Here is an 8,777-nt window from a genome sequence, read left to right as displayed (position 1 = left end):
GCAGTACCTCCTCGACGCCATCCCCGACGAGCTCATCGAGGCCGCCCGGGTGGACGGCTGCTCGATGATCCGCACGTTCTGGACCGTCGCCGTGCCCGCCGCGCGGCCGGCCATGGCCATCCTGGGGCTGTTCACCTTCATGCAGGTCTGGACCGACTTCATGTGGCCGCTGGTCTCGCTGTCCAGCCCCAGCAAGCAGACCCTGCAGACCGCCCTGCAGGAGCTCCAGATCGCCGGCCAGGGTCAGACGGTCGACTTCTCTCTCATGCAGGCCGGGACCACACTGGCCACGATCCCCCTGCTCATCCTGTTCGTCCTCACCGGTCGCCAGCTCGTGGCCGGCATCATGCAAGGAGCCGTCAAGGGATGACCTCCCCTTCCGCAACCGTCCCAGCACTCGGCGTCGACCCCACTGCGTCGCTCGAGTTCCCCGCCGACTTCCTCTGGGGCGCCGCCACCGCGGCCTACCAGATCGAGGGCGCTGCCGGCGAGGACGGCCGTACCGCCTCGATCTGGGACACCTTCTCCCGGGTGCCGGGCGCCGTCCTCGACGGCGACACCGGTGACGTCGCGTGCGACCACTACCACCGGATGCCCGCCGACGTCGCGCTGATGAAGAGCCTCAACCTGCGTGCCTACCGGTTCTCCGCCGCCTGGCCGCGGGTCCGTCCGGACGCCGGCCCGGTCAACGCCGCCGGCGTCGACTTCTACTCGCGACTGGTCGACGAGCTCCTCGGTGCCGACGTCACCCCCTGGGTCACGCTCTACCACTGGGACCTGCCGCAGACCCTCGAGGACGCGGGCGGCTGGACCAACCGCGACACCGCCTACCGGTTCGCGGAGTACGCCCTCTCGCTCCACGACGCCCTCGGTGACCGGGTGCCCTACTGGACCACCCTCAACGAGCCGTGGTGCTCGGCCTTCCTCGGCTACACCGGCGGCCAGCACGCGCCGGGCCGGCAGGAGGGCGTCGCGGGCATCGTCGCCGCCCACCACCTCATGCTCGGCCACGGGCTCGTCGTCGACGAGCTGCGCAAGCGTGGCCAGGACGGGCTCGGGATCACGCTCAACCTCACCGTGGCCGACCCCTTCGACCCGGCCGAGCCCCGCGACGTCGACGCGGCCCGCCGCATCGACTCCTTCTGGAACGGCGTCTTCCTCGACCCGATCTTCAAGGGCCGCTACCGCGACGAGCTCTACGCCGACACCGAGGGCACGCTCTTCGCCGGCCGCCCCTGGCACGACGCGGTCAAGGACGGCGACCTCGACCTGATCGGCGCCCCGGTCGACGTGCTCGGCGTGAACTACTACCACGGCGACGGCGCATCCGGCGTCCCGCGCGAGGACCTGCTGGGCAGCCGGATCGTGCACGCCTCGCGGTCGACGTCGACGCCGTTCCCGGGCTGCGAGGACGTCAGCTTCCCGCGGCGCGGCTACCCGGTGACCGGGATGGACTGGGAGGTGCAGCCCGACGGCCTCACCCGCCTCCTCGTCCGCCTCAAGGAGGAGTACGCCGTCCCGCCGGTCTACATCACGGAGAACGGTGCGGCCTACGACGACGTCGTGGGCCCCGACGGGACCGTCGACGACCAGGACCGGCTGACCTTCGTCGACCTGCACCTGCGCGCCGTCCACGCCGCGATGGAGCAGGGCGTCGACGTCCGCGGCTACTTCGCGTGGTCGCTGCTCGACAACTACGAGTGGGCCTACGGCTACCGCCAGCGGTTCGGGATCGTCCACGTCGACTACGACACCCAGGTCCGCACCCCCAAGGCCAGCGCCCGCTGGTATGCCGACGTCGCCGCGACCGGCCGCCTCCAGCCGCGCGACGTCTGAGGTCGTGTCGGGCCGCGCCCCGTTGTCAGCGCGGTCCGGCACGAGGTCCCCGGCACTCCGCTACTCGAGCGGCGGAGTGCTGGGGATCAGCTCTTCCGGGCCGGCTGCAGGGTCTTGCGGTGCGCGCCGCGCACCTCGGCGAGGGAGCTCATGAACGAGTCCGCCCATGCCGCGACGTCGTGCTGGCGGATGGTCTTGCGCATCGCTCGCATCCGACGACCCAGCTCGCGATCCTCGGCCCGGTAGGCGTCGAGCAGGGCCTGCTTCATGCCGTTGAGGTCGTAGGGGTTGACCAGCCAGGCCTGCCGCAGCTCGTCGGCCGCGCCCGCGAACTCGGAGAGGACGAGCGCGCCGTCGTCGTTGGCGCGGCAGGCGACGTACTCCTTGGCGACGAGGTTCATGCCGTCGCGGTAGGGCGTCACGACCATCACGTCGGCCGTCCGGTAGAGCGCCGCCATCTCCTCGCGCGGGTAGGAGGAGTGCAGGTAGTGGATCGCGGGTTGGCCGAGCTTGCCGTGGTCGCCGTTGATCCGACCGACCAGGCGCTCGATCTCGTCGCGCAGCACCTTGTAGGTCTCGACCTGCTCGCGGCTGGGCACGGCCACCTGCACGAACACCGCGTCGTCGACGTCGAAGTGGCCGTCGGCGATCACCTCGGCGAAGGCACGCAACCGGGCGTAGATGCCCTTGGTGTAGTCGAGCCTGTCCACGCCGAGGAACACCTTGCGCGGGTTGCCGAGCGCCTCGCGGATCTCCTCGGACCGCTTCACGACCGACTCGGTGCGGGACAGCTCGTCGAGCCCGCGGGCGTCGATCGAGATCGGGAAGGCCGTCGCCCGGACGGTGCGACCGTCGGGCAGGTAGACGAGGTCGCGGTGGGTCTTGTGGCCGACCCGCTGGCGGACCAGACGGATGAAGTTCTGTGCGGCCCCGGCCAGCTGGAAGCCGACCAGGTCGGCACCCAGCAGTCCTTCGAGGATCTGGCGGCGCCACGGCAGCTGCTGGAAGAGCTCGCCCGGCGGGAACGGGATGTGCAGGTAGAAGCCGATGGTGAGGTCGGGCCGCAGCTCGCGCAGCATCGCCGGGACGAGCTGCAGCTGGTAGTCGTGCACCCAGACCGTGCCGCCCTCGGCCGCGACCTCGGCGGCCTTCTCGGCGAAGCGCCGGTTGACCCGCTGGTAGGTGTCCCACCACTCGCGGTGGAACTCCGGCCGGGCCGCGAGGTCGTGGTAGAGCGGCCACAGGGTGGCGTTGGAGAAGCCCTCGTAGTGCTCCTCGATCTCCTGCTCCGACATCGACAGCGGGACCAGGTGGAGCCCGTTGTCGGTGAACGGCTCCATCGCCTCGTCGGTGCCGCCGGGCCAGCCGATCCAGACGCCGTCGTTGTCGTTGAGGACCGGCTCGATCGCCGTGACGAGACCGCCCGGCGACGTCCGCCAGCCCTGGGAGCCGTCCGGGTTCGTGACCCGATCGACCGGGAGGCGATTGGCGACCACCACGAGATCGGCGTGGAGATCGGCCTTCATGCTCTTGACCATAGCGGGGCCCCGATACCCTCCGGCCGCCCGGTTCACGCCCGGTTCACGCCCGGTCAGCCGAAGGTCACACCCACCTGGCGGCGTACGTCGTCCATCTGGCGCAGCAGGGTAAGCGTCTGCTCGTGCGGGACGAGCGGCGACTCGCGCAGGCCGGCGCGCAGGCACCGGCCGACCTCGGCGATCTCGTTGCCGTAGCCGCGGCCGATGAGGGGGCCGTCGGGCTCGATCTCGACCGGCTCGACGCCCGCGTTCTCCGCCGTCCAGTCGGCGATCGGCTGCTGCGGCGTGAAGACGGCCCGGGTCGGGTGGTGGAAGTCGTCGAGGTCGATGCGGCCGCGGTCGGTGGCGATGGCGGCGGCGCGCGAGGACCAGGACGTGATCGACGCGGTCATCGTGGCGAGGACACCGCCGGGATAGCGGCCGACGACGGCGACGTCGCGGTCGAAGGTGCCGCCCGGTGCACTCTGGGTGTCGCCGACGGCGTGCAGCGCCTCGGCCGGGCCGAAGAGGAGGTGGGCGACGGTGAGGGGGTAGACGCCCATGTCGAGCAGGGCCGAGGCGCCCAACGCGGGGTCGACCATCCGGTCACCCGGCTCGGCGTCGACCAGGAAGCCGAGCTCGGCGTGGAAGTGCCGCGGGGTGCCGAACTCGCCCGCGGCGAGCCGGCGGCGGAGGGCCCCGATCGTCGGGTGGCAGGCCGACCACATCGCCTCCATGAGGAAGCGGTCGTGCTCGCTGGCCAGCCGGACCATCTCCTCGGCCTCGTCGGTCGACAGGGTCAGCGGCTTCTCGCACAGCACGTGCTTGCCGGCCGCGAAGGCCAGGCGGGCGTTCTGGAGGTGGAACGCGTGCGGCGTCGCGATGTAGACGACGTCGACCTCGGGGTCGGCGACCAGGTCCTCGTAGGACCCGTGCGCCCGGCCGCCGAACTCGGCGGCGAACGCCTCGGCCGACTCAGCACGGCGTGAGCCGACGGCGACCAGCTCGGCGCCCGGCGTGACGGCGAGGTCCCGGGCGAAGACGTGCGCGATCTTGCCGGTGGCGAGGATGCCCCAGCGGACGGTGGTCTCGGTGGTCTCGGTGGTCACGTGGTCAACCTAGCCACGCGCTTCGATGACCGCCGCGCAGGCTCCTCGGTCGGTCGGGGACAGGGCACGCCGCGCGAGAGAACTACATCCCTGTGATTCCTCGTCTAGAGTGTGGCTGACGGACGAGCAAGCAACGCTCAGGCGGAGACGGGGGAACCGATGGCTGCGGAGAACGCCGCCTCGCGGAGCGAGGTCCAGCACGCTGCGCTCAGCGAGCGCGACCGCGAGATCCTGGACTTCGAGCGCCAGTGGTGGAAGTACGCGGGGGCCAAGGAGACGGCCGTCCGCGAGAAGTTCGACATGTCCGCGACCCGCTACTACCAGGTCCTCAACGCCCTCATCGACCGTCCCGAGGCGCTGGAGGCGGACCCGCTGCTGGTCCGCCGGCTGCGCCGGCTCCGTGCCGAGCGGCAGCGCCAGCGCTCCGCCCGTCGGCTCGGGTTCGAGGTCTGAGCCGTGGTGCGCAGGGACCAGCGCGGCGTCGTCCTGCCCTCGCCGGTGATGATGCTCAGCATCGTCGCGGTGGTCATGGCCGGCGTGGCGTTCTTCGCCACCCGCGGTGACGAGCCGGCCGAGCGCGAGATCGCCAACGTCGCGCAGCCGTCCGCGGCCGCGACGCCTGCTGCCACCGCACCGGCGCCTGCGCCGACCAGGACGCCCAAGCCGATCGTGCGCAAGAAGGTGATGGTCGAGGTCTTCAACAACACCGCGACCAAGGGCCTCGCTGCGGAGGTCGGCGACCAGGTCGCGCACGTCGGTTGGCAGGTGGTCGGCGCCGACAACTGGTACGGCAGCGTGCCGTCCACCACCGTCTACTACCCGGCGAAGCTCAAGCGCGAAGGCAAGCAGCTCGCCCTCGACCTCGGGATCAAGCGGACCGCCAAGGCGATCGATCCGATGAAGCTCGACCGGCTCACGATCATCCTCACCGGCCCGCTGCACTGAGCACCCACGTCGAGGTGCTGGGGACCGGCGAGAGTTATCGACGGGCGGCCGAGGTCTCGTAGGCTCGGCGGCTGTCGGCCCGAACCCCGGCCGTCGGACGCCGACTGGAGGAAGCACCCGTGAACCGCCGCCGCGACATCCAGGGGCTGCGCGCGATCGCGGTCGGCCTGGTCGTCGCCGCGCACGCGGGCGTCCCGGGGCTGCAGGGCGGGTTCGTCGGCGTCGACGTCTTCTTCGTCATCTCCGGCTTCCTCATCACCGGTCTGCTCCTCAGCGAGGGCCGGCGCACCGACGACGTCTCGCTGCGCCACTTCTACGCGCGCCGGGCGCGGCGGATCCTGCCCGCCGCCACGCTGGTGCTGGTCGCCACGCTGGCCGTCGTCAGCGTCACCGGGTCCCTGGCGCGCACGCAGCAGAGCCGGACCGACGCGCTCTGGTCGGCGGCCTTCCTCTCCAACGTGCACTTCGCCCGCTCGGGCGCCGACTACTTCAGCACCGACCTGCCCTCCGCCTTCCAGCACTACTGGTCGCTCGCCGTGGAGGAGCAGTTCTACCTGCTCTGGCCCCTCCTCGTTGCCCTGCTCGTACGCCGACGGGCCGGCCGCGGCCTGGTCCTGGGCGTGACGGCCACGCTGGTGCTCGCCTCGATCGCCTGGTCGCTGCACGTGACCGCCGCCGATCCGACGAGTGCCTACTTCTCCACGCCCGCGCGGGGTTACGAGCTCGGCGGCGGCGCGCTCCTCGCCGTCCTCGCCCCACGGATCCCTCGCACGGCACAGTGGCTGCTCGGCCTCTCGGGCGCGACCCTGCTCGGGTGGGCGGCCGTGACGATGGACGCCGGGACGCCCTTCCCCGGGTGGGCCGCGGCGATCCCCGTGGTCGCCACGATGGCGCTGCTCGCCGGCCGGCACGGCCCGGTCGCGTCGGTGCTGTCGTGGGCGCCGCTGCGCTGGCTCGGGGACATCTCGTTCTCCGTCTACCTGTGGCACTGGCCGTTCCTCGTGCTCGGCCCCGAGCTGCTGCCCGACGACTGGGGCCGGGCCGACCGGGTCAGCCTGCTGCTCGTGCTCACCCTCGTCGCGTCGACCGCCAGCTACCTCCTCGTCGAGCGTCCGTTCCAGCGCGGGTTCCCGGTCGTCCACGGACTGCGCGGCCTGACCCTCTGGCCGGCCACGGTGGCCCTGGTCGTCGGCTCCGCCCTCGCCGCGACCTCACACTCCGAGGCCCTGGTCGCGCACGACCGGCACGCCTCCGAGCGCTGGTTCGCCGCGCACCCGGAGGCGAAGGTCGAGCCGGCGCCCGCCGACATCCCCCGGGCGGTGGCCGAGGCCGTAGCACTCGCCCGCAGCGGCGCCCCGCTGCCGACGGTCGACCTCAAGGACCACGCCCGGGACGTCTGGCGCACCGACTTCCCCTGCTACGCGGACTTCGACGACACGACCACCAGGCTGTGCACGTTCGGCGACGAGACCGCCGACCGGCTCGTGGTCGTCCTCGGCGACTCGCACGCGGGGATGTGGCTGCCCGCGCTCGACCGGATCGGCGAGGAGGAGCACTTCCGCGTCCTCCCGCTGGTGAAGTCGTCGTGCATGCCGTTCGACGTCCCGCAGAGCCTCGGCTACCGCGACTACAAGGAGTGCACCGCCTTCCATGCCTGGGCGCACACCCAGATCGCGGACCTGCAGCCGGACGCGATCGTCGTCGCCTACCGCGGGCTCGACCAGACCCGCGCACGGGCCGGCCTGACCCGGGGACGCACCTGGCAGCAGGGCGTCGCGACGACGATCGGCCAGCTGACCGCCGTCACGCCGCAGGTCGTCGTCATCGGCGACATCCCGCAGCGCGCGCTGCCCGCGCCCGAGTGCCTCAGCACCCCCGGCGCCGACCAGGCGACATGCCTCTCGCCGGTCTCGGGCCAGGGGGTGGTCGCCAACCGCTTCACCATCGCCGGCATCGCCGGGACGACCGCGCACTACATCGACCCACGCGCGCTGGTCTGCGCCGACGGCGTCTGCCCGCTCATCGTCGGCGAGGACGTCGTGTTCTACGACGACGACCACATCACCGCGTCCTGGTCGCGCGCCGTCGCGCCCGGGCTCCAGACGCTGATCGGGCCGCTGCTCGCGCCGGCCCCGGTCACCCCGGCGTCCACCCTGCCGCCCACCCCGGCGTCCACCCGCGCGCCCTGACCGCGGGCTGGGCCGACATGGTTGGCTGGTGCCATGGACTTCGCCTCGCCCGACGCGGAGCAGAGGTACGACGCCCTGGTGGCCGTGGCCTCGGGTCTGATCGTGGCCTGTGACTTCGACGGCACCCTCTCGCCGATCGTCGACGACCCGACCCAGGCCCACATCCACCCCGACGCCGGCGAGGTCCTCTCCGCGCTCGCGCCCAAGGTGCTCGCGATCGCGATCGTCACCGGCCGCCCGGCCCGGCAGGTCGTCGAGCTCGGCGGGCTCGAGGCGCTCGGTGACGCCATCGCCGCGTCCGGCCGGGAGCTCCACGTGTTCGGCCAGTACGGCAACGAGCGGTGGAGCTCGTCCGACCGCACCGTCGCCGGCCCTCCGCCGCCGGAGGGCCTGGCCACCTTCGTGGCCGAGCTCCCCCGGACGCTGCGGGCGGCCGACGCGGCCGACGCCTGGGTGGAGGAGAAGGGCCTCGCGGTCGCCGTGCACACCCGGCGGCTGCCGGAGCCCGAGGCCGCCTTCGCGCGGCTGCTGCCCCTCCTGCGCGAGCAGGCCGAGGCGCACGACCTCATCGTGGAGCCCGGCCGCAACGTCGTGGAAGTGCGCGCCGCCGGCATGGACAAGGGCCTCGTCGTGGACCGGCTGATCACCGAGCTCGGCCCGAAGGCGTTCCTCTTCGCCGGTGACGACCTCGGCGACGTCGACGCGTTCGAGACCGTCGGCGCCCACGCGAAGGACGGGCTGGCCACGCTCCTCGTCTGCTCGGCCTCGGAGGAGCAGCCCGCGCTGACGGCACTCGCCGACGTCGTCGTCCCCGGCCCGGACGGGGTCCTGGAGCTGCTGCGCCGGCTGGCGTCCGACATCGCCTGAGCCGAACACCGGCTGTCCGGATGCCGGGATTTCTGCCCAGCATGCGGACAACGATGCTCGGCCGTCCCGCCCGCGGCCTAGAGTGACGACTGCTCATCGAGAGGGACAGAGGGAACGGCCCTGTGAAGTCCCGGCAACCGACCGCGAGCCTCCTCCCACCCCCGTGGGTAGGTCGCGGAAACGAGTGAGTGAGGCCCCGTCGAGCGCTTGCGCGAAGACGGGCGCCGAGCGAGCGAGTTCGTGCCGAAGGCACGTGCAGGTGCTAATTCCGGCCCGGCGCGAGAGACGCGCCCGGGGAAGATGAGGAGGAGGAC

8 protein-coding genes and 1 riboswitch are annotated in these 8,777 nt (G+C 72.2%); of the genes, 6 read left to right on the top strand and 2 right to left on the bottom strand.

The annotated features are described in order from the left end of the window. Nucleotides 1-370: carbohydrate ABC transporter permease (locus BM236_RS16295; RefSeq protein ID WP_139230132.1), on the top strand; the 370-nt coding region annotated here is incomplete at its 5' end. Further along, entirely contained in the window at nt 367-1,836 is a 1,470-nt protein-coding gene (locus tag BM236_RS16290) for a GH1 family beta-glucosidase (protein WP_091125957.1), read from the top strand. The genes BM236_RS16295 and BM236_RS16290, both read left to right, overlap by 4 nt. An 86-nt stretch (nt 1,837-1,922) precedes the next feature. Here BM236_RS16290 and BM236_RS16285 read toward each other — a convergent pair whose 3' ends face one another. Then, nucleotides 1,923-3,362, bottom strand: a complete 1,440-nt coding sequence (locus BM236_RS16285; protein WP_091125982.1) for an alpha,alpha-trehalose-phosphate synthase (UDP-forming) — start codon at nt 3,360-3,362, stop codon at nt 1,923-1,925. Nucleotides 3,363-3,427: 65 nt separating this feature from the next. After that, nucleotides 3,428-4,462, bottom strand: a complete 1,035-nt coding sequence (locus BM236_RS16280) for a Gfo/Idh/MocA family protein (RefSeq protein WP_091125955.1) — start codon at nt 4,460-4,462, stop codon at nt 3,428-3,430. A 111-nt stretch (nt 4,463-4,573) separates the two neighbouring features. On the opposite strand from BM236_RS16280, the gene napA reads away from it, so the two are divergent. The 4 genes from napA (at nt 4,574) to otsB (ending at nt 8,463) form a co-directional block, all read left to right on the top strand. After that, nucleotides 4,574-4,915 (top strand): nucleoid-associated protein NapA, encoded by a 342-nt coding sequence (napA, locus tag BM236_RS16275; protein WP_483869888.1) that lies wholly within the window; start codon nt 4,574-4,576, stop codon nt 4,913-4,915. Nucleotides 4,916-4,918: 3 nt separating this feature from the next. Continuing rightward, on the top strand, nt 4,919-5,407 hold the full coding sequence (locus tag BM236_RS16270) for a LytR C-terminal domain-containing protein (RefSeq protein ID WP_091125951.1): 489 nt from the start codon (nt 4,919-4,921) through the stop codon (nt 5,405-5,407). A 119-nt stretch (nt 5,408-5,526) separates the two neighbouring features. Continuing rightward, on the top strand, nt 5,527-7,596 hold the full coding sequence (locus BM236_RS16265) for an acyltransferase family protein (RefSeq protein ID WP_175507713.1): 2,070 nt from the start codon (nt 5,527-5,529) through the stop codon (nt 7,594-7,596). Between the two features lie 33 nt (nt 7,597-7,629). Beyond that, nucleotides 7,630-8,463 (top strand): trehalose-phosphatase, encoded by an 834-nt coding sequence (gene otsB / locus BM236_RS16260; protein ID WP_091125945.1) that lies wholly within the window; start codon nt 7,630-7,632, stop codon nt 8,461-8,463. A gap of 90 nt (nt 8,464-8,553) precedes the next feature. Continuing rightward, nucleotides 8,554-8,770, top strand: a riboswitch (SAM riboswitch). Nucleotides 8,771-8,777 lie beyond the last annotated feature (7 nt).

It is taken from the genome of Nocardioides terrae, assembly GCF_900112345.1.
Lineage (GTDB): Bacteria > Actinomycetota > Actinomycetes > Propionibacteriales > Nocardioidaceae > Nocardioides > Nocardioides terrae.
The sequence above is the reverse complement of the archived record's forward strand: the minus strand, read 5'-3'. Positions and strand labels throughout refer to the sequence as shown.